This window comes from Paraburkholderia diazotrophica (assembly GCF_038900755.1).
Classification (GTDB): domain Bacteria; phylum Pseudomonadota; class Gammaproteobacteria; order Burkholderiales; family Burkholderiaceae; genus Paraburkholderia; species Paraburkholderia diazotrophica_A.
On the sequence record NZ_JBBPEN010000007.1, the window covers coordinates 126,041 to 151,379 of the forward strand.

Genomic DNA, 25,339 nt, shown 5'->3' on the forward strand with positions numbered 1-25,339 from the left:
TGACGCGGATCGCGTAACTCGTTGCCTGTAATAATATTGACCATGCAATTAATTTTCAAGATACTGTGCTCCGCAGCATGGTCTTGTGTTGTTTTTTGGGATGGCATTTCTCGTCGGCCGCGAACGTGTTTGGCTTCGCTGCGTGGGCAGATAGAGTCCCCGAAGTCCACGCGGTGCTTATTCGCCCGACGATTTTCATCGGAATTCTCATGACAGACGGCCCGTATCAGCCGGAGTCGATTCACCTCGAGTCGAGCCTCGGTTATTACTTGACCAAAGCGCGGAATGTGCTGGTCGACCGCACCGATCGGGCGGTCGCGCACCTCGGGCTGACGACGCAGCAGATCGGCGTGATTCTGCTGCTTTCGTGCGGCCGCGCGACGACGCCGTTCGAGCTGTCACGGGCCATGTCGTACGACAGCGGGTCGATGACGCGGATGCTCGATCGCCTCGAAAAGAAAGGGCTGATCGCGCGCTCGCGCAGCGACAAGGACCGGCGCATCGTGAAGCTGGAACTCACGTCGCAAGGCCTTGACGCCGCGTCGCAATTGCCGGGAATCGGCGCAGCCGTGCTCAATGAGCAACTGCGCGGTTTCTCCGAAACGGATCTGGCGGCGTTGATCGACCTGTTGAGCCGGTTCATTGCCAACGGCGTCGATGGCGGAAGCGGCGCTGGCGGATGTTGCGCCGGCGGCGAACATGAGCAAGAAGAACACGGATCGTCCGCGTCGAGCGACGACGTGTGAGCGGCCGCGCCAAGCGCGGCTTCGTTTTGAAAATATAGCTGTCTGGGCAGAGAGTGTCGGGACATGAAAGTGCGGCCGCATGCGGACCGTATTTCCATGCCGCGGCAAGTTCTTCTGCCGAGACAGGGAGAATAGCGAATGAGCGCATCGGCTTCCGCTTCCGACGACACAACGGCTGAACGGCCGGCATCATCCGACGCGCCCGCGTCCGATGCCGCGCCACCCGGCGCGTCCGTGCCTGGCAACCTCGCCGCGCTAGCTCCCGCCCCGCTTGCGGGCGGGACGCTGGCGCTGCTCACCGTGGGCCTCGCATTGGGCACGTTCATGGAAGTGCTCGACACGTCGATCGCCAACGTCGCCGTGCCGACGATTTCCGGCAGCCTCGGTGTCGCGACCAGCGAAGGCACGTGGGTCATTTCGTCGTATTCGGTGGCCTCGGCGATCGCCGTGCCGCTGACGGGCTGGCTCGCGCGGCGCGTCGGCGAAGTGCGGCTGTTCACGCTGTCGGTGCTGCTATTTACGCTGGCGTCCGCCGCCTGTGGTTTCGCTCAGAACTTTGAATCGCTGATCGCATTCCGTCTGATCCAAGGGCTCGTATCTGGGCCAATGGTGCCGCTGTCGCAGACGATTCTCATGCGTTCGTACCCGCTCGAAAAGCGCGGTCTCGCACTCGGCTTGTGGGCGATGACGGTGATCGTCGCGCCGATCTTCGGCCCTGTGATGGGCGGCTGGATCACCGACAACTACACATGGCCGTGGATCTTCTACATCAATCTGCCGATCGGTCTGTTTTCGGCGGCGTGCGCGTACCTGCTGCTGCGCGGGCGCGAAACGCCGACGACGAAACAGCGCATCGACGGCATCGGCCTCGGCCTGCTCGTGATGGGCGTCGCGTGTTTGCAGATGATGCTCGACCTCGGCAAGGATCGCGACTGGTTCAACTCGACGTTCATCGTGGCGCTCGCGATCATCGCGGTGACGTCGCTGGCCTTCATGCTCGTGTGGGAGATGACCGAGAAAGAGCCGGTCATCGACCTGACGCTCTTCAAGGACCGCAATTTCGCACTCGGCGCGCTGATCATCTCGTTCGGCTTCATGGCGTTTTTCGGCTCGGTGGTGATCTTTCCGCTCTGGCTACAGACGGTGATGGGGTACACGGCGGGGCTCGCCGGACTCGCGACGGCGCCCGTCGGTCTGCTTGCGCTCGTGTTGTCGCCGATGATCGGGCGCAACATGCATCGGCTGAATCTGCGCGTCATTGCGAGCTTCGCGTTCGTCGTGTTCGCGTTCGTGTCGCTGTGGAACTCGACGTTCACGCTCGATGCTCCGTTCAATCAGGTGATCCTGCCGCGCCTCGTGCAGGGCATCGGCGTTGCGTGCTTCTTTGTGCCGATGACGACGATCACGCTGTCCAGCATCACCGACGAGCGTCTGGCGAGCGCTTCAGGTTTGTCGAATTTTCTGCGGACCTTGTCGGGCGCAATCGGTACGGCGATCAGCACGACGTATTGGGAAAACGACGCGATCTATCACCATGCGGTGCTGTCGGAATCGGTGAGCGCCTATTCGGCGAATACGACTTCCTATAGCGACCTGCTGAGTTCGTTGGGTCTTAAGGGACAGGCTGTGACGGCGCAACTGAACGAGATCGTCACGCAGCAGGGCTACATGATGGCGACCAACGATTTCTTCCGCATTTCGTTTGCCTGTTTCATCGTGCTTGCGTGTCTGGTGTGGATTACAAAGCCCCAAAAAGGCGCGGCGGCGTCAATGGGACATTGACACCGCCGTTGAGAATGTTCTTACTGGGAGACAGGCTCCCCTGTTGGCGACGATGTCGATTGCCCGTTCGTTCCGGCCGATTGACCGGACGTCGACGGCGACGCCAGATTCGGCGAGCTTCCCCGTACGAACTGCTTGAAATCGGCGCCGGCTTCCCAAGGATTCGGCTTGCATCCGAGCGAACTGTCGCAATGCGCGGCGAAACCGATCGTCGACGTGCCGTCGTTGTTCGGCGTCTTCGTGATCTCGAACGCGAGCGCGCGCTTGCCACCTTCGGGGCCAGTCGTCTGGATCAGCGAATCCGTTGCGGTCGCGACCTGATAGCGGGAATGCGTCGTGACCCACGAGTGCGCGCGCTGCCACCAGCCGTCGCACTGCGCCTTGCTCGTGCAGGTTAGCGGCGCGGTCGCGATCTGCATCACATCGGGATTGACCTGCCCTTGCGTCGAACAACCAGCGGCCAGCACGCAGAGCACGACCATCAGATTGCTTTTCATAACCGGACTTCCTCCCATTTGTATGGGCGCGCTAAAGCGCTGCGTTATCAAAGTTGGACCGCGGTCGTAGCGGCATGTTTCATCAGCGAGCATGCCGCATGCGAGCCGGTCGGCATTGAGGCAGCGCAACATCGACCCAGCAATTTCCGGCCCAGACGGGATTTGATGCAGTCGTAAAAAAGGCAGCACGGGGCTGCCCTTTTTGCTGCGCGGCTCGGACTCGGACGTTCGACGTCTTTCGCGCTACACGCTGAAGCGGTTCAGCGTATAAGCGCGATACGCCGCGACGAACGCGTCGAACGAACCGATTTCTTCGCGCTCCAGCTTCTGCTGTTGGGTTAGCGATTCGACTGCCAGCGCGGAAAATTCCTGCACTTGTGCCGGGTCCAGCGGACGGGCCCGGAAATGCTCCGCATGCGCGACGCTTTGAGCGAGGCCGAATGCGAGAAAGCTTTGCTGTTTGTCGCGCATGATTTGCAGCACGCGGGCCGATGGCGTCAGCGACGCGTCCGCGAGCTTCGCGCGTTGCACGGCGACCGAGCGCGCGTGGCTGTCGTCGCCGCGAATCTGATCGAGCGCGGCGGCGGCGTGATCGATCTTCGCGAGCAGTTCATTGGCCCAGTCGAGCATCTTGACGCGTTGCCCATCGCGGATCAGTTCGAGACCGGGCTTGCGCCCTTCCATCGTCACGCGGCCGAAGTTCTGATTCGCTTCCGTGTAGGCCGGCGGCGGCAGCGGCGCGCTGTCGTCGAGCGCGCAGACGAGCAGATAGGCGTCGAGAAAACGCGCCGTCTCGAGCGAGATGCCCGTCGGCTCGAACGGGTCAATATCCATGCAGCGCACTTCGACGTACTGCACGCCGCGCGCGGCGAGCGCATGCAGCGGACGCTCACCCGAATACGTGACGCGCTTCGGGCGGATCGTCGAGTAGAACTCGTTTTCGATCTGCAGCACGTTGGTGTTGATCTGCACCCATTCGCCGTTGCGCTGCGTGCCGATTGCCTCGTACGGCGGATACGGCTGGCTGACGGCTTTCGCGAGCGCGTCGAGGTAGCCCTGTAACGTGTCGTAGTCGGCGTGCAGCGCGGCTTGCGCGGTCGTGTTCGAATAGCCGAGGTCGCTCATGCGCAGGCTCGTCGCATACGGACGATAGAGCGTGTCGGCGTCGAATGTTTCGAGCGTGTGCGGACGGCCGCGCAGAAAGCGCGCATCGAGCGCCGGCGACGCGCCAAACAGATACATCAAGAGCCAGCTCGTGCGCCGGAAATTTCGGATCAGCGCGAGATAGCGCTCGGACTGGAAGTCGACGGCGTTTGCAGTCGATTGCTGGTCGGCGCGAAGAAGCCGCCACACTTCTTCGTTCAACGAATAGTTGTAGTGGACACCCGCGATGCACTGCATCGTGCGTCCGTAGCGCAGCGCGAGGCCGACGCGGTACACGTACTTCAACCTGCCGATGTTCGACGTGCCGTAGTCCGCGATGGGAATCTCGTCGTCCTCGGGCAGCAGGCCCGGCATCGAGTTGTTCCACAGCAGTTCGTCGCCGATCGCCGAATAGACGAAGCGATGCAGCGTATCGAGACGTTCGAGCGTGGTCGAAGCATCGTGCTCGGCTGGCGTGATGAGCTCGAGCAGCGCTTCCGAATAGTCGGTGGTCAGCGAAGGGTGCGTGAGTGCCGAGCCGAGCGTGCGTGGATGCGGCGTCATCGCAAGATGGCCGTCCACCGTCACGCGCAGGCTTTCCTTTTCGATGCCGCGCAAACCGGTCGTCAGCGCGTCGCGCTGCGGGCCGGATGTCAGCACGGACAGGCGGTGCAACAGCGCGTCGGTCGTGCGGGAGAGTGTCGTGTTTGGCATTGATGCGGGTCGAACATCGTCGGCCGCCATGCGCCGCACGATGCTGCTCGGCGCGGTCGACAACGTTCGGCGGAATTTTCGGTAGCGGGCACTTTAACATCTCGTCAGAACGGCTGCTTGCCGGCCATTTCGAGCGGCCTGTCGCGCTCACGCGCGACTCATGGCGGCGCTCACGCGCGACTCATGGCGGCGCTCACGCGCGACTCGTGGCGGCGCTCACGCGCGACATATGACGCCGCTCACGTGCGGCACATGACCGCGCTCGCAAGCCACTCGTGAATGCACTTCTCTGCGATGTCCGGTCCGCGTCCTTTACTCTACGCCGAGCAGAGGCGTGAAGTCGATGAACGCTATCTGCACAAGCGTGCGGGAGGCCGCTAGCCGCCGCGTGCCGCGCCCGCGCGATCGGCAACCTCATTCCACAGATGCATCGCCGCATACGAGCGCCACGGCCGCCATGCGTCGGTGCGCGCGCGTTGCTGGTTCGGGCGGACGAGCGCCGGGTCGCGCGCGGCGATGGCCTGCATCAGCACGAGATCCCACGCGGGCCACGCGTCGGCGTCACGCCATGCACGCATCGCGACGTACTCGACCGTCCACGGACCGATGCCCGGCAGCGCGAGCAGCGATGCGCGCAGTTGCGCGACATCGACCGATGCATTGCCGACCTTATCGACACTGGCGACGCTGTCGACTGGCACGTCGCCCGACGCGACGGCGCGCGCAAAGCCCTGCAGCGCCTCGATGCGCTTGCCTGGCATGCCGATCTGCGAAAGATCGACGGCGGCGAGCGCGGCGGGTGTCGGAAAGCGCCATGCGGTCGTTTCGTGCGGGTGATCTTCGATGCGTTCGCCGGCGCGCTGAACGATTCGTCCGATGATCGTCGTCGCGGCTTTTACGCTGACCTGCTGGCCGACGATCGCCCGCACGACCAGCTCGAACGCGGACCACGCGCCGGGTACGCGTAGACCCGGCACCGCATCGACGAGCGGCGCAAGCCAGGGATCGGCGGCCAGGCTTGCGCCGATCGCTTTCGGATCGGCATGCAGGTCGAACATGCGCGCGATGGGCGCGGCGAGCGCGTCCGCGTGACGGCTCGCAACGCCGTCGACCGTGGCGACGATGCAGCGCCGCGTCGGATGCTTGCGCACGGCAAGCGTCCCGCTGTCGCCGTTCCAGTCGATCGCGCGACGCCATACACCGTCTTCGACGGCTTCGACGCCAGGCGTCGCGCGGCCCGCGAAAAAGCGCAGAACGCGCGGCCAGTCGTACGGCGCCTTGAACGGCAGTTCAAGCGTTGCGGTCGGCGTGGTGCTCAAGCGGCGTGATCCATGTCGGCGATGGGTTGGGTGACTTCGTCGGCTTTCGTTTCGACGTCGGCCTTCGCTTCGCGGTGCGCTTCCGCGTCGAGCAGCATCGCCTTGCGAGCGACGCCCCAGCGATAGCCCGCCAGCGCGCCGCCTTTCTGCACGACGCGATGGCATGGTATCGCGAGCGCGACGGGATTCGACGCGCAGGCGCTCGCGACGGCACGCACTGCGCGCGGCGAGCCGACCGCTTCCGCGATCTGCGAGTAGCTGCGCGTCTCGCCGTACGGGATGCGTCGCAACGCTTCCCACACGCGCTGCTGGAAGGCGGTCGCGGCGATGTCGAGCGGGAGTTCGAAGCGCTGTCGCTTGCCGCGCAAATACGCATCGATCTGCTCGATGAACGGCGCGAGCCGCGCTGGATCCGCGATCAGTTCGGCGCTCGCGAACTCCTTACGCAGGCCTTCGACGAGCGGCAATTCATCGTCGCCAAAGGCAATCTTGCAGATGCCCTTGTCGGTCGTCGCGACCAGCACGAGGCCGAGCGAAGTCCGCGCGCTGGCGTAGTGGACGCGCAGCCCGGCACCCTTGCGCCGGTACTCGGAAGGCGCCATGCCGAGCTCGGCGGCCGCCGTGTCGTACATGCGCGATGGCGAGCCGAAACCCGCGTCGACGGTCGCGCGCGTGACGTCCGCGCCGCTCTGCAACGCGTCGCGCAACGCGGCGCCGCGTTGCGCCGCCTGATACTGGCGCGGCGACACGCCGACCACGCGCTTGAAGAGCCGTTGCAAGTGAAACGGGCTGACGTGCACGGCCTCGCTCAGCTGCGCGAGCGTGATGCGCTGCTGCGGATCGGCGTCGAGCGCGGCACACGCGCGATTGACGATGTCGAGTTCACGCGGCAAGCCGCCCGGCTGACAGCGCTTGCACTCGCGATAGCCAGCGGCGCGCGCTTCGTCGGGCGAGCCGAAAAAATCGACATTGCCCCGCTGCGGCAGCCGCGACGCGCACGACGGACGGCAGAATACGCCCGTCGTCCGGACGCCGTAGAAGAAGGCGCCGTCGGCGGATACGTCGCGGTTCAGAACGGCCGCCCAGCGAGCGTCGTCAGTGGCGAACGCGGCGGGAGCGGCTTTGGAGAAGGCTGTGTTCATCGTTTGCCCCGAGGGACGGTTTCGATGCTTACCACTTTAGCGAGCAAGCTCACACACTACGCTCCGGTTCTTGCTCTGTCATTTGGCTCGCGTCGTCCGCGGCGGTCGGCGGTCGAATTCCCAAATTTCGGGACAAAGCAGGCCGTAAAAAAGTTGGGGTTTTCCCTTAAAAATTTATTGCGTCGCATCAAGCCGGCGTGTATAGTGATTCCTGTCTCCTCCATGTCTCCTCCTGATATGGATTCAGCCCGCTCCAATCGAGCGGGCTTTTTTTCGTCCAACGTTTTTTTTCGCTCCTCTCCTTGTTGGGCCGAAGAAGCGCTCCAGCCTCAGCTCTTCCACACGTTTCCTTCTAAACTGGATTCTTCAGTACGAACTCAGGAACGGGGCGCCGGGCGATGAAATTCCAGATTCTCGATATTGACCACGTCGTCATCCGCGCTGCCAATCTGGACGAGATGACGCGCTTCTACCGCGAGGTGCTGGGCTGCGCGCTCGAGAAGGAACAGCGCGATCTCGGCTTGATCCAGCTTCGGGCGGGACGCTCGCTGATCGACCTGTTGCAGGTCGGCGGGACGATCGATCGGCCGGAAAGCGGCGTGCCGGGCGCGGGAAGGAACATGGATCACGTCTGCTTGCGCGTGGAACCGTTCGACGCAGATGCGCTGAAGGCCTGGCTGACCGGGCAAGGCGTCCGGATCGGTGAACAGGCGACGCGCTACGGCGCGGATGGTTACGGCCCGTCGCTGTATCTATTCGATCCCGAGGGCAACATGGTTGAACTCAAAGGGCCGCCGGACATAACAGCATGAGCCAACGATGCAATTTTTAGGTACACAGAGCCGCTGATTGGCTCAGCGTCCACCGTGCGTGGCGGGTCGCGCGTCAGCGGCGGCCTTGAGAACCGTCCAGTCGATCGGCACGGCATCGGCGGTTTCGCTGCCGAGCCATGCGGCGTGGTCCTGCACCGTGCATTGCAGGCGCATCGTCCGTTCGGCCAGTGCCGCAAGCTGGGGCGCGACGTCTTCGCCCAGCGACCACACGGTCACGTTCCGCAGACGTTCGACCTTGTTGCGCACGCCCTGCCACCAGATGTCGGAGGTCTTGCCGCCGTAGGCGATCACGATCACTTCGTTTGCGCGGCTGCTCGCCTTGGCGATCCGGCGCTCGTCCGGCTGACCGACTTCGATCCAGGTGTCGATCGCGCCCGTCAGGTCTTTGGCCCACAGATCGGGTTCGTCGATATCAGACAGGCCCTTGCAGAATTCGAGGCGTTCCTGTGCGAACAGCGCGAACGCGGCCACGCGAACCATCATCCGCTCGTTGGTTTCGGACGGGTGTAGCGCGATCGTCAGCGAATGATCGGCGTAATAGTGCCGGTCCATGTCGGCGATCTGGAGTTCAGCTTTATAAATTGTCGATTTCAGAGCCATGCTGCAACCTGGTCCAGCGAAAGCGGACCGGATAGTGAATAGAGAGTCTGCGTACCTTGCCATGATCGTTCCCTGCCTTGCAGCGGTCACGCCTCGGTCGCGCGTCTCGCCGTTGAACACACTGCCGTTGCCGCTGGGCAGGGCTGCTAGCCCTTGTCGCGTCAACCGCGCTGCTTTCGCTTCACATCGAAAGCAGCAACATGTGTGCCGGACCGGCGTGCCTTTGGGCCGTCGCGCGGGCAATGCGTGCTAGCGCAAGGTGGGAGCGTGATGATACCGAATATGCCGGGGCAGCATGACAGCCTGATGAGGCGCGCCAGGTGGGCGTCGCGATGCCTTGCAGCGAAGAACCCAGGCGGCGTAGCGTCGAATGGGCGCGACGGGTGGAGAATTAAAAACCGGCTTGAAGCGGCGAGAAATGCAAATGGCCAGACAAGAAGTCTGGCCATGCTAAACCCCGAAAGACGTTTTTTCGTTCAGATGTCTGTTATCGACCGACAATCAACGTCGGGTGAAACCCAACTTTAAAGGCCTATTGCTTGATAAAGCGGTCGTTAGTCCAAAGGCCCTGAGTGTCGCTATTGCCCGCATTCACGAATTCGACGTCATGGCCGACTACCCGAACGACGCGGAACTCAGAATTTTCCGGCGTCGAAATGCATTGATAGCCGGAGAAAAACTCCTGCATTTTCTGTTGCTCGCCCGCCTGTGCGTGCTGGTTGACGGCGTCGAGCTTATCCTTCGACAGGCAGCCATACGCATTCGCCTTGAATTGCACCGTTTGCTGGGGCTTGATCACGACATCCTGTGCCTGTGCACTGGCTGCTGCGACCAAACCCGTCAATGCGAAAAGAATGGCGACTCGCTTTTTCATGGTTACCTCCGTGCGGGTTATTGCTCGGTTAGCTATGTGTTTAACTGCCGGAAAAGACGCACAGCTCAAAATCTAGGAGAACTGTTTTGAACGGCAAGCACATTTTGTGTGCGCTCGCAACAGCGGCGAATTGTCGCAGCGATCGCGCGGCTGTTTGAGCGCCGCACCAATGCCGCTATGAGACACATATTCGGTGGTTTGCATATTGGAGTGGCGAGCGCAAAGCGTCTCTGGATAACCGTTTGGCGGCAGCATTCGCGTTTACGCTTAAACCGGTTTAATGTGGCTCGCGATAAGGCGTTTGCACGTTGATGCATTGCACACAAAGTCATTCGTCTAACTCATCAAATGCGGTATCGGATTGAAGCGAATGCAGAATAAAAAGGATGCCTGAGTGCGTTTCCCCCTTCGACGCGCATGCATGCAAACGCGAAAAGGTGGCTTGCACAGACGCGATGTTCGTGGATAAATCGACCGCCTCACCGGAGACTTTTCATGACACTCGCTCACTGGCTTCCGTTCGCCATCGCGTCCGCGATCCTCGTCGCGATTCCTGGCCCTACCGTGCTGCTTGTCATTTCGTACGCGCTCGGCCACGGCCGGCGTTACGCGTTGGTCACGACGGCGGGCGTCGCGCTGGGCGATCTGACGTCGATGACGGCGTCGATGCTCGGACTTGGCGTCGTTCTCGCTGCGTCGGCGACGCTCTTTACGGCGCTCAAGTGGATTGGCGCTGCTTATCTGATTTACCTCGGCATCAAGCTGTGGCGCGCGCCCGTCTCGACGGGCGATGCTTCGGCCGCCGGAAAAGCGCGCACGAGCCGCATATTCGCGCACGCATACGCGGTGACGGCGCTCAACCCAAAGAGCATCGTATTCTTCGTGGCCTTCGTTCCGCAGTTCATCGATACGCAGGTTGCAACGTGGTCGCAGATCGTAATTTTCGAAGCTACCTTCGTGGCGATTGCGACATTGAATGCGCTTGGGTACGCGCTGCTCGCGTCGGCGGCGCGGCGCGCGATTCGCAGCCCGCGGGTGCAACGCGGCGTCAACTGCACAGGCGGAACGCTACTGATCGGCGCCGGCTTTTTGGCCGCCGCGTGGAAAAAGGCGACGGCCTGAGCCGGGGCCTGGTGGCGCGAAAGCGATGAGCGGGCGCGCGTTTTGCGCGCCGAGAAGCGCGCACATGGTGTGCGCGGTGGATCACACGCAGCGGCGCGCAACACGCCTACAATGAAATCGTCGCTGTTCCATCGATCTGGAGGACACTGTGATCGAGCATCTGATTCTGGGCGCGTTCCTCATCGTGCCGCTTCTCATCGCCGCGTTTCTGTTTTCCGACGAGCTTTGGCAGGAGCATCGCCAGGCGCTGCACGACGAGGAACACCACAGGCGGATGGACTGGCGACATCCGATACGTAGCCTGCTTCACCATTGATCGGATCACTGATGACAGGCGCGGAAGGAGGCTACAGTGCTGGCCTTCACCTTTTCGTGGACGGAGTATTGGCTGTTTATGCTCGCGCTGATTCTGATCAGCGTCGTGCTGACTTTCCTGTGCGGTTCCGTGCCGCGCGCCAGAACCGCATCATGACGACGCTTAGTCTCGTCTCCTGAGCGCGCGCACCTCCCCTTCTTCGTTCGTGGCTGCATAAGCGTGCCGTCGATTCGCGGCGCGGTCTGTTCCATTCTTCGCGCGTCGTCAAAGGGCGCCCAACATCCTTCTGTTCGCCCGATTCTCAGTCGACGCGCACGCGTACGCTCGGATTCATTCGATGCCGCTTTTTGCGCTCGCCATCGCGTCAAACCCTATTTGTTTTCGTAGGCACTGACTAGCTAAAATGCGGCTAGAGTAAATAATCAGATGTAAGAAATTCTCGCCTTGTCCGGACTTTGCCGGGGGACACATGAACCGACTGATCGATCAGGAAATTGCACATATTTCGCGCGTCATGTGGCCGGCGCTGCTGGGCGATCTAGGCGGCCCCATCCTTTCTTCTGACTACTGGCGCAAGCGTCTGCACGCACTGCTCGACGCGCCCGCGGTCACGAAGGCCCAGCTTTGCGCCCTTGACAGCCTGCTGCTCCAGCTTGACGACTACGAACGGCGCGACATTCGCGCCTATTCCGCGCCAGTCACCGATCAGTCCACGGCTACCTGCGAGGAGTTGAGTCCGGAGTCGATCGCCGTTCAGGAATGACAAGCACGGCTTGTTTTTGCGAGGCTCTTTGTCGATTAGTGAACCTCGCTTGTAGCGCGGAAACCCTTACGAACCGAGACGCTTGGCCGCACAATCATTTTCCTGTGTACCTAAAGGGTCGGCCAACGCTGGGGATGCTTCAACTTCGAAATTGGAACCTCGCATAGCTTGTCACCTCCCCCTGTCCAAAGGGCCTCTGAATGTGGCCGCGCGTATCGTGTACCAATAGCATTGCGCCAACTATTCGGCGCCCGCCGCCCGAAGCAATCCCACCGACGCATGCGTTTCCTCGGTGAACTGTCGCGCGACGAAATCCGCCCAAAGTTGCATCTCGTATTGACTCGGATCGCTCCCACTACGCTCGTCCGTTGAAACGTCAACCGTTTGGCCTCGGTCGTTCTCGCGCACAGTCGATTGCACCAGGGCGCAAAGATGGCTCACTGCGGTGCGACGAAAGTCGTGCAGCACGAAAGGTTCGCCCTGCAGTCCCAGCGTCTTGACCGTCTGATTCAACGTCCCCTTTGCAATCGGGCGATCTTCGTTTCCGCGGGTCGACGGGAAGAGGTAAGTGCGGCTTGCCTTCGATTGGCGCAGTTCCTGCAGCATTGTCAGTGCCTGCGCCGATAGATAAACGCGGCGCTCGCAACCGTTGCTGGCGCGCGTGGCAGGAATCGTCCAAATACCCGCGTCGAGATCGATTTCGCGCCACGTCGCTTCGATCAATTCCGATTTGCTGGCCATTGTCAGTACGAGCAGATGCAGGGCTAGCTTTAGCGGCCGTCGGGTGTCCGAGGTGTAAATGGCGTGCAGCACGGTGCCGATCTCGTCGGCGGAAAGCACGCGAGTGCGGCCGTCCTGGTTGGCGATCGTTCGGGCCGGAATGGACGCGGCGGGATTGGCGTCGGCGAGGTGCCGCGCGATCAGGAACGCGTACAGCCGCTTGACGACGTTGCGTGTGTGCAGCGCCATCTGAGGTGCGCCCCGGCGCTTGATGGCGTCGCAGATCGACTGGATGTCCTCGGTCGTGACCTGCGCGATCGCTTTGTGCCCGATCGCGGGCAGAATGTCCTTGTCGAGCGCGCGTTGCGTGGTTCGCCGATACTCTTCAGACTTGCGGGCGATTTCCGAAGCCACGTAAAGCTCGGCAGCATCGCGCAGTATGTCGACGCGCTTTTCGGCGCCTCGATCCTGTCGCGCTATCGATATGGGCGAAAGACCTTTGGCAACCATCTCCGCGTACTTCTGCGCTCGCGCCCGGGCGACGCGCAGCGACATCAACTGGTAGTCGCCGATCGTCACCATCGGTTGCCGGCGCCCGTTCAGCGTGTAGCGAAAGCGCCAGACCTTCTTTCCGGTCGGCATGACTTCAAGGATGAGTCCTTTGCCGTCGGCCACGCTGTAGCGGGTGTCGCGTGGCTGTAAGGCACGAATCTGGGATTCGCTGAGCGGTGTCGCGAGTTTCGGCATCGGGTGGATTTGGTACACAGGGCGCGTCGAAACGGTAGTTTACCTCCTTGTGTACCCAAAATGCGTGTGCGGAGGCTGTATCTGGCGGGCGACATCTATCGGCATACGCCAGCTATGACGGGGTGCTCGCGCCCGCCGCCTACTTGCCGATACAGAACCTGCTGAAAATCACGCCGAGCAAATCATCCGACGTGAATTCTCCGGTAATCGAGTTCAACTGCTCTTGGGTCAGCCGCAGCTCTTCTGCGAAAAGATCGAGCGCCTGCGAGTTCTGGTCGGCATGTTCAGCGGCCAGTCCCAAATGTTCCTGCGCCGCTCGAAGCGCAATCAGATGCCGCTCGCGTGCCAGATAGACACTCTCGGCGCCAGCCTGCCAACCCGCGATACGCAGCAGTTCGCCGCGCAGCAGGTGGATGCCATTCCCTGTCTTCGCCGACAGCCGAACCTCGCACAAGTCGGCATCGCCGATGCCGTTCAGGCCAACCACGCCCGGCGCGACACCCGTGAGATCCGTTTTATTGAGCACGCGCACAACCGGCACGCTCGACGGAAAGCGCGCGGCGATCGATTCGTCGTCGGGTGTCACGCCCGCGCGCGCGTCGAGCAAATGCAGCACGACATCGGCGCGCTCGATCTCGCCCCAGGTGCGCTCGATGCCGATTTTTTCCACTTCGTCTTCCGTCTCGCGCAGCCCAGCCGTGTCGATCACATGCAGCGGAATGCCTTCGACCTGAATCGTCTGCGCGACCTTGTCACGCGTGGTGCCCGCGATCGGCGTGACGATGGCCAGCTCCGCGCCCGCGAGCGCATTGAGCAGCGACGATTTGCCGACGTTCGGTTGCCCGGCCAGCACAACCGACAACCCCTCGCGCAACAGCGCCCCTTGCCGCGCTTCGCTCAGCACGAGCGCGAGACGATCGCGGATGCGCGCGAGCTTGCCGCGCGCATCGGCCGCTTCGAGAAAGTCGATTTCCTCTTCGGGAAAATCGAGGGTCGCCTCAACAAGCATTCGCAGCGTGATCACCTCCTCGACGAGCGCGTGAATGTCGCGCGAGAACGCGCCTTCCAGCGAACGCCCCGCCGAGCGCGCGGCCGCTTCCGTGCTTGCCTCGATCAGATCGGCGACAGCCTCAGCCTGCGCCAGGTCCAGTTTGTCGTTGAGGAACGCGCGCCGCGTAAATTCGCCCGGCTCCGCGAGACGCAGGCCGAACGCGCGACCGGCGTCGATGCATCGCTGCAGAACCAGCTGAAGCACGATGGGACCACCGTGCCCCTGCAGTTCGAGCACGTGTTCGCCCGTGTACGAATGCGGCGCAGGGAAATACAGCGCGATGCCGCGATCGAGCGCGTTGCCGCTGTCATCGAGAAACGGCACATAGCTGGCATGACGCGGCGCGAGCGTTTGCCCCGTCAGCGCCTGCATCATCGGTTGCGCGGCCGCTTCTCCTGCGCGGCCAAACGAAATCCGCACAACGCCTATCCCGCCTCGGCCGGGGGCAGTAGCAATGGCGACGATGGGATCGGAATCGGTGGCGAGCATGGTGGAAACTGGGAGAAAGCGGGAGAAATCGGCCGGAAAAACGCCTGCGAACCGTGCGCCGAACGCCTGGCATTGTAACGCGCGCCTGAAATAGCCTTGAGCAGACATTGCGCGGCGCTGCCTCATGCCACGAATCGGGGCTTATCTTATGCGAGATAAGCTGCGTTCAGCACCAATATAGAAAAATTCCGACTGTTGATGTAGTCTCATCCTTACAGGTTAAGGATTTTCGGGTCTGTGAATCTTCGAAGGGACGAATCCGATCGTGTCCGCCACGAGATAGGCAAATCTAGGACACGCTAAATGTAGCGTGTACGGTTGTCTACCTGTGCCGCGTCGGACTGCACAATTTGTGGATGCCAACCCTCGAAGAAAAAGCGGCCTTTGCCGAGCGACTGAAGTTCGCGATGAGACGCGCCCCGGAAAAGCTCAAGGGCGGGACCGATCTCGCGCTGCATTTCAATCTGCGCCATCACGGCGACCAGCCCGTCTCACCGCAGACGGTACACAAGTGGCTGAGCGGCCGTACGATTCCAACCGACGACAAGCTTCGGACGCTCGCCGAATGGTTCGAAGTGGATATCCATTGGCTGCACTATGGACCTTCGCCGAGCGGATCGACGCGAACCGTTCCAAAGCCTCTGATTCGCGGCGAGAAATATCCGCTTTCTCCGGAGACGCTTGAACTGGCGTCAAAGATCGAATCGCTGACGCCGCATCATCGCTATCTCGTACAGGAATTGATCGCGCAACTATACGGCGACGCCGACAATTCATAAGAAAGACGCAGACATAAAAAAACCGCCCGGCGCTAACCGGGCGGTTTTCTTTTTTCCGCAAATTTCGGATCGGACTGTGCGCCGTCCGATCCCAACTTCAGATCAGGCAACCTTTTTCTTCTGCCCCATCATGCGCGTGATGTAGTACTGCTGGGCAATCGACAGCACGTTATTCACGACGTAGTACAGCACGAGACCTGCCGGGAAGAAGAAGAACATCACCGAGAACGCGATCGGCATGAACATCATCATCTTGGCCTGGACCGGATCCGGCGGCGTGGGGTTGAGCTTCGTCTGAACGAACATCGAGACGGCCATCAGCACCGGCAGGATGAAGTACGGATCTTGTTGCGACAGATCGTGAATCCACAGAATCCACGGTGCACCGCGCATTTCCACCGACGACAGCAGCACCCAGTACAGCGAGATGAACACCGGAATCTGAATCACGACGGGCAGACAGCCACCGAACGGATTCACCTTCTCAGTCTTGTACAGCTCCATCAGAGCCGCGTTCATTTTCTGCGGATCGCCCTTGAAGCGTTCGCGCAGCGCCTGCATGCGCGGCGTGATTTCCTTCATGCGCGCCATCGACTTGTAGCTTGCCGCCGACAGCGGGAAGAACACGGCCTTGATCAGCAGCGTCAACAGGACGATCGCCCAGCCCCAGTTACCGACATAGCTGTGGATCTTTTCAAGCAGCCAGAAGAGCGGCTTCGCGATGATCGTCACCCATCCGTAGTCCTTCACCAGTTCCAGACCCGGCGCGATGCCTTCGAGCATGCGCTCTTCTTCCGGACCGGCGAACAGGCGGGCCGACACGTCGATCGACTGTCCCGGCGCGATGGTCTGCAGCGGCTGCTTGACGCCTACGCGATACAGCGACGGATCGATCTTCTCGACGTAGATGTCACGCTTCACGCCCTGCTGCGGAATCCACGCCGACGCGAAATAGTGCTGCACCATCGCGATCCAGCCGTTGTCGGCGGAGTTCGCGTAGTCCTGCTTGTGCTTGTCGATGTCTTCGAAAGTCAGCTTCTGGAAGTGATGCTGCTCCGTGTACACAGCCGGTCCGATGAACGTGTGCGAGAAGCGCGGCGTCTCGACGGGCTGGCTGTCGCGCACGAGTTCCATGTAGGCGGTCGGCGTGACGGGTGTCGAGCCGACGTTCTGGATCTTCGTGTCGACGTTGATCACATAGCTGCCGCGCGTGAACGTGTACGTCTTCACGACCTTCACGCCGCCCTTTACCGGCGATTCGAACGACAGCTTCAGCGTGTTGCCCGTCATGTCGGTCGGCTGACCGGCAACAGGCGTGAACACATCGGTGTGGTTCGGGAAGTCGCCGCCGAGCAGGCCTGTACGCGCCAGATACGTGTGATCGGCGGTATGGTCGAACAGGGTGATCACCTGATCGGGCTGCTTGCCCTCGCCCGGCTTGAACAGCGTGAGCTTCGACAGCGTGCCGCCACGCGTGTCGATCTGGCCGCGGTAAACGTCAGTGGTGAACGAAACCAGCTGCGCCTGCTGCGCGGCGGATGCCGTCGATTCCGGTGCTGCGGCATTCGCGTGCGGCAGCTCAGCGGGTTGGGTCCCCGTCGTCGACGAGCCCGGCGCAGCGGTGCTCGCCGTCTTGGTCTGCGTCGCGCTCGGGAAGAACATCGACTGGCGTCCATGGTCGCGCTGCCAGTTGTCGAACAGCATGACCGCTGACATGAAGAAGATGACCCATAGGACGGTGCGTTTGATATCCATGCGTTGTCTCAGTGTCGATGGCACAGCGCGTCAGCGCTTCTTAGGAGTTGGAGGCGGGACAAGATCGATGCCGCCCGCCGAAAACGGGTGACAGCGGCACAGGCGCCTTGCGGCGAGGTAAGTACCACGCGCGGCGCCATGATACTGGATTGCTTCGCGCGCGTAATCCGAACAGGAGGGATAAAAGCGGCACCGATTGCCGAGCATGGGACTCACGGCAATCTTGTAGAAACGCAGTAAAGCGATCAGTACCGTTTGCATGACCAGTGCGGCGGGACTGCACCGCCCATTGTGAAGCGCTGGACGGCGGCGGCGCTTCGAGGCTCTGCGGATGTCATGGCGTAGTGGGCGGAGTGTGCGCACGTTCCGTTGTCGACCCTTCGCGCCGAGCGATTTCGCGCGCCACCTTGTCGAGCAGCACGTCGATTTCACTGCGGCACAACGCTTTCAACGGCGGCGACGATCCGCTGGGCATCGCCTTCCGGTCGAACTTCGTATGTAGACGCAGCAGCACGTCCCAGCCGCCAAATTCCGCGCGGCGCGCGCGAAATGCTTCGCGCGCGAGACGCTTCACCAGATTACGCGTGACCGCGCGCGGCGCGTACTTCTTGCCGATCACGAGGCCGAGGCGTGCTTCATTGCCTGTCGGCCGCGCGTACACGACGAAGTGGGCGGTGCGGCGCCACGGGCGCAAACGAAAAACGGATGAAAATTCATCCGTTTTCAGCAGCCTTGCGGCTTTGGGAAAGGCTGCGGACGCCTGCACCGGAACGACGTTCTGATGCGGCGCGTCTGCCGTTCCCGCAGCGTCGCGGGTGTCGGACACAGCGCGCACTCGGCTTGACCGCGTTTCCGCCTGCCTTAGATGGCGAGGCGCTTGCGGCCCTTCGCGCGGCGTGCGTTGATGACCTTGCGGCCGCCAGCGGTCTTCATGCGAACGCGGAAGCCATGGGTGCGCTTACGGCGCGTCACAGAAGGTTGGTAAGTACGTTTCATGTTGCTCTCACTTGTTTGAGAAATAACCGCGCGAGCATCGCTGAAAGTGCAATGGCCGGAGGTTCGAAAATAGGTTTTCGCGGAACCCGCTATTTAAACCGCTTTTCTCTGACTCGTCAATAGCTTAGGCCGATGATCCACAGGCGGCGTCATTTCGCGTTGTTTGATCGGTCCCTGTGGATAACTCACTTGGCCTGCCGTTTTGGCGGTAGAATCTCGCCTTACTTCCCAAGAATCCTGCACGCCGCCCCGGCCCGCTTGACCCCGCAAACCTTTGTGGCACAAGCGTCTGGGGCTTTTCCGCCTGGCAGCTTCGGGCCTCGTCGCGTATCCCGCGACCAGAGCGCCAGCGAAAAAGCGTCGCAAACATAACGATAGCAACTTGATGAACGAATTCTGGCAACACTGTTCCGCATTGCTGGAGCGCGAATTGACGCCCCAGCAGTACGTGACGTGGATCAAACCGTTGGCCCCGGTCGCCTTCGACGCCGATGCAAATACCCTGAGCATCGCCGCGCCGAACCGTTTCAAGCTGGATTGGGTCAAGAGCCAGTTTTCCGGTCGCATCACCGACCTTGCGCGTGACTTCTGGCATTCCCCCGTCGACGTCCAGTTCGTCCTCGATCCGAAAGCGGGCGTGCGCACGGCGCCTGTCGCGCCGCCGCGGCCGTCGACGGTCGGCGCGAACAGTGCCGCCGCGGCTGTCGATGCCGCCGTCGGCGCCGTGCAAGCGGCCCAGTCGGCCCGTGCGGGTGGCATGGGCGGCCTCGGCGCGCCCACGAACGCAGCGCAACTGACCGACGATGCCGCCGACCTCGATCTGCCCAGCCTCGACGCCAACGAGGCCGCGGCCGGGCGCCGAACGTGGCGTCCGGGTGCGGCCGCGCCGGCGGCGAGCGGGGAAAGCGACTCGATGTATGAGCGCTCGAAGCTGAACCCCGTACTCACCTTCGACAATTTCGTGACCGGCAAGGCGAACCAGCTGGCCCGCGCGGCCGCGATCCAGGTCGCCGACAACCCGGGCATCTCGTACAACCCGCTGTTTCTCTACGGCGGCGTGGGTCTCGGCAAGACGCACCTGATTCACGCGATCGGCAACCAGTTGCTGATGGACAAGCCCGGCGCGCGCATCCGCTACATCCACGCGGAGCAGTATGTGTCGGACGTGGTGAAGGCGTACCAGCGCAAGGCATTTGACGATTTCAAGCGCTACTACCACTCGCTCGATCTGCTGCTGATCGACGATATTCAGTTCTTCTCGGGCAAATCTCGCACGCAGGAGGAGTTTTTCTACGCGTTCGAAGCGCTCGTTGCGAATAAGGCGCAGGTGATCATCACCAGCGATACGTATCCGAAGGAAATCTCAGGTATCGACGACCGTCTGATCTCGCGCTTCGATTCCGGGCTGACCGTCGCAATCGAGCCACCAGAACTTGAGATGCGCGTCGCGATTCTGATGCGCAAGGCGCAGTCGGAGGGCGTGAGTCTGAACGAGGACGTCGCGTTCTTCGTCGCGAAACATCTGCGTTCGAATGTCCGAGAACTGGAAGGCGCGCTGCGCAAGATCCTCGCGTACTCGAAGTTCCACGGCCGCGAAATCACGATCGAGCTGACCAAGGAAGCGCTGAAAGACCTGCTGACGGTGCAGAACCGGCAGATTTCGGTGGAAAACATCCAGAAGACGGTCGCTGACTTTTACAGCATCAAGGTCGCCGACATGTATTCGAAGAAGCGGCCGGCCAACATCGCGCGACCGCGCCAGATCGCGATGTATCTGGCGAAGGAACTGACGCAGAAGAGCCTGCCGGAAATCGGCGAGCTGTTCGGCGGGCGCGATCATACGACGGTGCTGCACGCGGTGCGCAAGATCGCAGACGAACGGGGCAAGGACGCGCAGCTGAACCACGAGTTGCACGTGCTGGAGCAGACGCTGAAGGGCTGAACGGGTTGAGGGCCGGATCTGACCGAAGGGTCTCTCGAACCTCTCGGAAAATTTGATCTGTTTATTGCGCGAGTCACCCCCAATTTAGGGAAGTGCTTCCATTTTCAGGCACAATACAGGTTTAACCGCCCGGCAAAAGCGGGCGGGATTTCACGCCGTGACTGGCGCAGTACGGCGCCGGCGGGGGGCCGGGGCCGCGCGCTTCAACATTGCCGGGTAAGGCGCGCAGGCCGACACATCAACGAAGGAACTCTATGCAACTGGTCAAGACCGAACGCGATAACCTCCTCAGGCCGCTGCAAACCGTGAGCGGCATTGTCGAACGCCGTCATACGTTGCCGATCCTCGCCAATTTGCTGATTACCAAGAACGGCCCGGACGTCTCGTTCCTGTCCACCGACCTCGAACTGCAAATCACCACGCATGCCGATTTCGGCGTCGGCGGCGAGTCGGTGGCTACGACGGTTGCGGCGCGAAAGCTCCTCGATATTCTGCGCGCAATGCCCGACGGGCAGGTCACGCTCACCTTGAATGACAAGCGTCTGACGGTGCAGTCCGGCAAGAGCCGTTTCGCGCTGCAAACGCTCGCGGCGGACGAGTTCCCGACGGTCGCTCAAGCTAAAGACTTCGGCGCGAACCTCGCGGTTCCCCAAAAGACCTTCCGCCAGCTGCTCGGCATGGTTCACTTCGCGATGGCGCAGCAGGACATCCGTTATTACCTGAATGGCATGCTGCTGGTGGTCGATGGCGATCAGTTGATGGCCGTCGCGACGGACGGTCACCGTCTCGCGTATTCGTCGATGAAGATCGAAGGTTCTTTCGCGCGCCAGGAAGTGATCATTCCGCGTAAGACGATTCTCGAACTGCAACGCTTGCTGGAAGACATCGACGACGTACTCAAGATCGATATTGCGCCGACGCAGGTCAAGTTCACGTTCGGCGGCGTCGAGCTAGTGTCGAAGCTGGTCGAAGGCAAGTTCCCGGACTTCCAGCGCGTGATTCCGAAGTCGCACAAGAACACGTTCGTGATCGGCCGCGAAGAACTGCAGCGCTCGCTGCAGCGAGCGGCCATTCTGACCTCGGACAAGTTCAAGGGCGTGCGCTGCATCGTCGAGCCGGGCCAGCTCAAGATCATGTCCACCAACGCGGACCAGGAAGAAGCGCAGGAAGAACTCGAAATCGCCTACCAGGGCGACAGCATCGACATCGGTTTCAACGTCACGTATCTGCTCGACGTGCTCGCGAACCTGAAGGTCGATATGCTGGAAGTGAGCCTCGGCGACGCCAGCTCGAGCGCGCTGATCACGATTCCCGAGAACGACCAGTTCAAATACGTGGTGATGCCGATGCGCATCTGACCCGTCCAACACGAAGAACACACCAAGGGGCGCAGCGCCCCTTTGGTGTTTTTATGGTGTTTTGAAAAGCCTCGAGCAGCAACGAAGCAGTAACGCAGAACCGGAAGAAATCCATGACTGAACTGAACAATTCGCAACCCGATAACAGCTACGGCGCCTCTTCCATTCAGATCCTCGAAGGTCTGGAGGCCGTGCGCAAGCGGCCGGGTATGTATATCGGCGATACGTCGGACGGGACCGGTCTGCATCACCTCGTGTTCGAGGTGCTCGACAATTCGATCGACGAAGCGCTCGCCGGTCATTGCGACGACATCCAGGTCATCATCCACGCCGACAACTCGATTTCCGTGACCGACAACGGCCGCGGCATCCCGACGGGCATCAAGCGCGACGACAAGCACGATCCGAAGCGGAGCGCGGCCGAAATCGTGATGACCGAGCTGCACGCGGGCGGCAAGTTCGACCAGAACAGCTACAAGGTGTCGGGCGGCCTGCACGGCGTGGGCGTGTCGTGCGTGAACGCGCTGTCGTCGTGGCTGCGCCTCACCGTGCGCCGCGACGGCAAGAAGCACTTCATGGAATTCCACCGTGGCGTGCCGCAGAACCGTGTGATCGAAGAAGTGGATGGCGAGCGTCTGTCGCCGATTCCCGTTGTCGGCGACACGGAAAACCGCGGCACCGAAGTGCACTTCATGGCCGATGAGAAGATCTTCGGCAACGTTGAATACCACTACGACATTCTGGCGAAGCGTATCCGCGAGCTCTCGTTCCTGAACAACGGCGTGCGGATTCGTCTCACCGATCAGCGCTCGGGCAAGGAAGACGATTTCGCGTTCGTCGGCGGCGTGAAGGGCTTCGTCGAGTTCATCAACAAGACGAAGACCGTGCTGCATCCGACGATTTTCCATATCGTCGGCGAGAAGGACGGCGTGGGCGTCGAAGTGGCGATGCAGTGGAACGACAGCTACAACGAAAACGTGCTGTGCTTCACGAACAACATTCCGCAGCGCGACGGCGGCACGCACCTGACGGGCCTGCGCGCGGCGATGACGCGCGTGATCAACAAGTACATCGCCGATCACGAAATCGCGAAGAAGGCGAAGGTCGAGACGTCCGGCGACGACATGCGCGAAGGGCTGTCGTGCGTGCTGTCGGTGAAGGTGCCCGAGCCGAAGTTCAGTTCGCAGACGAAGGACAAGCTCGTCTCGTCGGAAGTGCGCGCGCCCGTGGAAGAAGTGGTCGCGAAGGCGCTCGAAGAATTCCTGCTGGAAACGCCGATCGACGCGAAGATCATCTGCGGCAAGATCGTCGATGCGGCACGCGCTCGCGACGCCGCACGCAAGGCGCGCGAGATGACGCGGCGCAAGGGCGTGCTGGACGGCGTCGGTCTGCCGGGCAAGCTCGCAGACTGCCAAGAGAAAGATCCTGCCAAGTCTGAGATTTATATCGTCGAGGGTGACTCGGCGGGCGGTTCGGCAAAGCAGGGCCGCGACAGAAAATTCCAAGCCATTCTGCCGTTGCGCGGCAAGGTGCTGAACGTCGAGAAGGCGCGTTACGACAAGCTGCTGTCGTCGGAGCAGATCGTTACGCTGATTACCGCGCTCGGTTGCGGCATCGGCAAGGACGACTACAATCTCGACAAGCTGCGTTATCACCGCATCATCATCATGACCGATGCCGACGTCGACGGCGCGCACATCCGTACGCTGCTGCTGACGTTCTTCTATCGTCAGATGCCGGAGATGATCGAGCGCGGCTACATCTACATCGCGCAGCCGCCGCTGTACAAGGTGAAGGCGGGCAAGGACGAGCGTTATCTTAAGGACACCGCGGAGTTGAACGCGCATATGCTGCGTCTGGCTCTGAACGGTTCTGAACTGATAGCGGCCGAAGGCGCGACGCCGATTGCGGGCGATGCGTTGGGCGAACTGGCGCGTTCTTATCTGCTGGCGCAGGCTGTCGTAGATCGTCTGAGCAGGCTTTACGACGAAGCTGCGCTCGAGGCGGTGATGGATGGCGCGACGATCGATCTGTCGAACGAGGAATCGACGGAAGCTTCGGCGCGCGCGCTCGAAGCCAAATTGCGCGACGATCCGCTGAAGCCGGAGATCAACGTGATCGCGATGTACGACCCGGTGCGCGAACTGCGTTCGCTGCGCGTCGAGCGCCGTCATCATGGCAATGTGAAGGTCACTGTCATCGACGAAGAATTCCAGCTGACGGCCGACTATCAGCAACTGGTCAATACCGCGAACACGTTCAAGGGGTTGATCGGCGAGGGCGCAGTCATCAAGCGCGGCGAGCGCAGCATGGCCGTGGGCGACTTCAAGAGCGCGATGAAGTGGCTGATCGCAGATGCCGAACGGAACGTGTCGAAGCAGCGCTACAAGGGACTCGGTGAGATGAATCCCGAACAGCTCTGGGAAACGACGATGGATCCTAACGTGCGACGTCTGTTGCGCGTGCAAATCGAAGACGCAATTGCGGCGGATGGGATCTTTACGACGCTGATGGGCGATGAGGTGGAGCCGCGTCGGGCGTTTATCGAAAGCAATGCGTTGCGGGCGGGGAATATTGACGTTTGAGTTTTCCGGCCGCCGCCGCGCCGCCCGTCGCGAACATCACAACGTCGCGTGCTAGCTTCCCAAAACTCCGACCGACAACGGTTGGAGTTTTTTTTATGCGCTTAGAATTCACCGCAACCTTTTCGCATAGCGATCGCGAACCACTTGCGAAATGTACGTCGACAGCCCGCGACCGCGGGCAGCAAGACGTTTCATTTTCTCGACGTCTTGCTGCCCCGGGGTCGCGTAGTTATACAGATAAATCTTGCCGTCCCTGAATCCCACAACAATAGCGTCCGGACAGGTTTCATAGGCGACCACGCCCGATCGGCCGCTCAGATCCCGATACCGTGGCATTTCGCCTCCCTCGACGCATCCGACTTCAGACGCGATGCAACACAGCACGAACCATTCCTAAACCAGCGGCAAACAGATGTCCGTCAGCAGGTTTGCCGGCGCGGTTTCTTTCGGATTGTTCAAATACTCTTCGAACACAGGCGCGTCCGCGGCCTCGTGTTCCGAGTTCACCAGCCACTCGCCATAGAGCCACTGATAAGCCGCCGCCATATCCTCGTAAGGCCCTTTGTGCCGCAACACGGCGTACTTCCCGCCGGCAATCGACGTGACGCTGACAGGTCCGCCGCCTGAAACATCGACGGCGCGAGGCAGCCACACGCCGGCCTTCGACCGCAATTCATTTTCGGCGACGGCAGTCGGATCGTCGTAGAAGATCCCGATCATCCGCATCTCGCCAGACAGCAGTCCGCGCGATGCCAGCCAACCTAGCAGCGTTTCGAACGCCTTGCCGATCTGCATATACGGCCCGACGTGATCGATAGTCAGCACATCGAAGCCCGCGATATCCCGAATCACCACATCTCTCATCGTCATTTGATTACCTCCTGAATCCGCAAGAGACGGCCGGAACTGGCGAAGCGTCCCGGCATTCCGATACTGCGCGGGCGGCATGCAAAAGACGGCGTGCATAAGACGGCGCTAATCGCCCGCGAGAACGACTGCAAACTCCTACCACGCCGCGCGGCATGTCGCGCACGATGATCGAGGTTGCTCATGGCAATCAATCGTA

Annotated in this window: 23 protein-coding genes; 10 read left to right on the forward strand and 13 right to left on the reverse strand. The window is 61.4% G+C overall.

Going from position 1 to position 25,339, the window contains the following annotated elements:
- Positions 1–209 precede the first annotated feature (209 nt).
- Both AABE10_RS22050 and AABE10_RS22055 read left to right on the forward strand, forming a co-directional pair.
- Positions 210–746: a MarR family transcriptional regulator gene (locus AABE10_RS22050; protein WP_342935373.1), complete on the forward strand. Its 537-nt coding sequence runs from the start codon at positions 210–212 to the stop codon at positions 744–746.
- A 138-nt stretch (positions 747–884) separates the two neighbouring features.
- Complete coding sequence (locus AABE10_RS22055; protein WP_342935374.1) at positions 885–2,528, forward strand: DHA2 family efflux MFS transporter permease subunit; 1,644 nt, start codon at positions 885–887, stop codon at positions 2,526–2,528.
- A gap of 20 nt (positions 2,529–2,548) precedes the next feature.
- Here the strand turns inward: AABE10_RS22055 and AABE10_RS22060 are convergent, their stop codons facing one another.
- The 4 genes from AABE10_RS22060 to ada form a co-directional block, all read right to left on the reverse strand.
- Positions 2,549–3,025, reverse strand: a complete 477-nt coding sequence (locus tag AABE10_RS22060) for a hypothetical protein (protein ID WP_342935375.1) — start codon at positions 3,023–3,025, stop codon at positions 2,549–2,551.
- Positions 3,026–3,268: 243 nt separating this feature from the next.
- On the reverse strand, positions 3,269–4,882 hold the full coding sequence (gshA, locus tag AABE10_RS22065) for a glutamate--cysteine ligase (protein ID WP_342935376.1): 1,614 nt from the start codon (positions 4,880–4,882) through the stop codon (positions 3,269–3,271).
- Between the two features lie 377 nt (positions 4,883–5,259).
- Positions 5,260–6,201, reverse strand: coding sequence for a DNA-3-methyladenine glycosylase (locus AABE10_RS22070; protein ID WP_342935377.1), 942 nt, complete (start codon positions 6,199–6,201; stop codon positions 5,260–5,262).
- Complete coding sequence (ada, locus tag AABE10_RS22075; protein ID WP_342935378.1) at positions 6,198–7,343, reverse strand: bifunctional DNA-binding transcriptional regulator/O6-methylguanine-DNA methyltransferase Ada; 1,146 nt, start codon at positions 7,341–7,343, stop codon at positions 6,198–6,200. The genes AABE10_RS22070 and ada overlap by 4 nt, the downstream gene beginning before the upstream one ends.
- A 398-nt stretch (positions 7,344–7,741) precedes the next feature.
- Between ada and AABE10_RS22080 the strand changes: the two genes are divergently transcribed.
- Positions 7,742–8,155, forward strand: coding sequence for a VOC family protein (locus tag AABE10_RS22080; protein ID WP_342935379.1), 414 nt, complete (start codon positions 7,742–7,744; stop codon positions 8,153–8,155).
- Positions 8,156–8,197: 42 nt separating this feature from the next.
- Here AABE10_RS22080 and AABE10_RS22085 read toward each other — a convergent pair whose 3' ends face one another.
- Both AABE10_RS22085 and sap1 read right to left on the reverse strand, forming a co-directional pair.
- Positions 8,198–8,776, reverse strand: coding sequence for a YaeQ family protein (locus AABE10_RS22085; protein ID WP_342935380.1), 579 nt, complete (start codon positions 8,774–8,776; stop codon positions 8,198–8,200).
- Positions 8,777–9,308: 532 nt separating this feature from the next.
- Positions 9,309–9,650, reverse strand: coding sequence for a surface attachment protein Sap1 (gene sap1 / locus AABE10_RS22090; RefSeq protein ID WP_342935381.1), 342 nt, complete (start codon positions 9,648–9,650; stop codon positions 9,309–9,311).
- A gap of 495 nt (positions 9,651–10,145) precedes the next feature.
- Here sap1 and AABE10_RS22095 point away from each other — a divergent pair, with 495 nt between their 5' ends.
- The 3 genes from AABE10_RS22095 (at position 10,146) to AABE10_RS22105 (ending at position 11,851) form a co-directional block, all read left to right on the forward strand.
- On the forward strand, positions 10,146–10,772 hold the full coding sequence (locus AABE10_RS22095; protein ID WP_342935382.1) for a LysE family translocator: 627 nt from the start codon (positions 10,146–10,148) through the stop codon (positions 10,770–10,772).
- Positions 10,773–10,920: 148 nt separating this feature from the next.
- On the forward strand, positions 10,921–11,088 hold the full coding sequence (locus AABE10_RS22100; RefSeq protein ID WP_162849289.1) for a hypothetical protein: 168 nt from the start codon (positions 10,921–10,923) through the stop codon (positions 11,086–11,088).
- 469 nt (positions 11,089–11,557) lie between these two features.
- On the forward strand, positions 11,558–11,851 hold the full coding sequence (locus tag AABE10_RS22105; protein WP_342935383.1) for a hypothetical protein: 294 nt from the start codon (positions 11,558–11,560) through the stop codon (positions 11,849–11,851).
- Between the two features lie 240 nt (positions 11,852–12,091).
- Here the strand turns inward: AABE10_RS22105 and AABE10_RS22110 are convergent, their stop codons facing one another.
- Positions 12,092–13,318, reverse strand: a complete 1,227-nt coding sequence (locus AABE10_RS22110; RefSeq protein ID WP_342935384.1) for a tyrosine-type recombinase/integrase — start codon at positions 13,316–13,318, stop codon at positions 12,092–12,094.
- A 139-nt stretch (positions 13,319–13,457) separates the two neighbouring features.
- Complete coding sequence (gene mnmE / locus AABE10_RS22115; RefSeq protein WP_342935385.1) at positions 13,458–14,858, reverse strand: tRNA uridine-5-carboxymethylaminomethyl(34) synthesis GTPase MnmE; 1,401 nt, start codon at positions 14,856–14,858, stop codon at positions 13,458–13,460.
- Between the two features lie 356 nt (positions 14,859–15,214).
- Here mnmE and AABE10_RS22120 point away from each other — a divergent pair, with 356 nt between their 5' ends.
- Positions 15,215–15,637 (forward strand): transcriptional regulator, encoded by a 423-nt coding sequence (locus AABE10_RS22120; RefSeq protein WP_342935386.1) that lies wholly within the window; start codon positions 15,215–15,217, stop codon positions 15,635–15,637.
- Between the two features lie 102 nt (positions 15,638–15,739).
- On the opposite strand, the gene yidC is transcribed toward AABE10_RS22120, so the two are convergent.
- The 4 genes from yidC to rpmH all read right to left on the reverse strand — a co-directional run bounded on the left by yidC (position 15,740) and on the right by rpmH (position 18,388).
- A complete protein-coding gene (yidC, locus tag AABE10_RS22125) occupies positions 15,740–17,392 on the reverse strand; it encodes a membrane protein insertase YidC (RefSeq protein WP_342935387.1) in 1,653 nt (550 codons plus the stop codon).
- 30 nt (positions 17,393–17,422) lie between these two features.
- Complete coding sequence (yidD, locus tag AABE10_RS22130) at positions 17,423–17,653, reverse strand: membrane protein insertion efficiency factor YidD (protein ID WP_090873624.1); 231 nt, start codon at positions 17,651–17,653, stop codon at positions 17,423–17,425.
- A 73-nt stretch (positions 17,654–17,726) separates the two neighbouring features.
- Positions 17,727–18,227 (reverse strand): ribonuclease P protein component, encoded by a 501-nt coding sequence (gene rnpA / locus AABE10_RS22135; protein ID WP_428983371.1) that lies wholly within the window; start codon positions 18,225–18,227, stop codon positions 17,727–17,729.
- A gap of 26 nt (positions 18,228–18,253) precedes the next feature.
- Entirely contained in the window at positions 18,254–18,388 is a 135-nt protein-coding gene (gene rpmH / locus AABE10_RS22140) for a 50S ribosomal protein L34 (protein WP_004198824.1), read from the reverse strand.
- Positions 18,389–18,773: 385 nt separating this feature from the next.
- On the opposite strand from rpmH, the gene dnaA reads away from it, so the two are divergent.
- From dnaA to gyrB, 3 genes are all read left to right on the forward strand, one after another.
- On the forward strand, positions 18,774–20,330 hold the full coding sequence (gene dnaA, locus AABE10_RS22145; protein WP_342935389.1) for a chromosomal replication initiator protein DnaA: 1,557 nt from the start codon (positions 18,774–18,776) through the stop codon (positions 20,328–20,330).
- A gap of 254 nt (positions 20,331–20,584) precedes the next feature.
- Positions 20,585–21,688 carry a DNA polymerase III subunit beta gene (gene dnaN, locus AABE10_RS22150; RefSeq protein WP_342935390.1) on the forward strand — a complete coding sequence of 368 codons (1,104 nt, stop codon included), beginning with the start codon at positions 20,585–20,587 and terminating at the stop codon, positions 21,686–21,688.
- A 113-nt stretch (positions 21,689–21,801) separates the two neighbouring features.
- A complete protein-coding gene (gene gyrB, locus AABE10_RS22155) occupies positions 21,802–24,273 on the forward strand; it encodes a DNA topoisomerase (ATP-hydrolyzing) subunit B (RefSeq protein ID WP_342935391.1) in 2,472 nt (823 codons plus the stop codon).
- A gap of 393 nt (positions 24,274–24,666) precedes the next feature.
- Here the strand turns inward: gyrB and AABE10_RS22160 are convergent, their stop codons facing one another.
- On the reverse strand, positions 24,667–25,221 hold the full coding sequence (locus tag AABE10_RS22160) for a GyrI-like domain-containing protein (RefSeq protein WP_342935392.1): 555 nt from the start codon (positions 25,219–25,221) through the stop codon (positions 24,667–24,669).
- Positions 25,222–25,339: the final 118 nt, after the last annotated feature.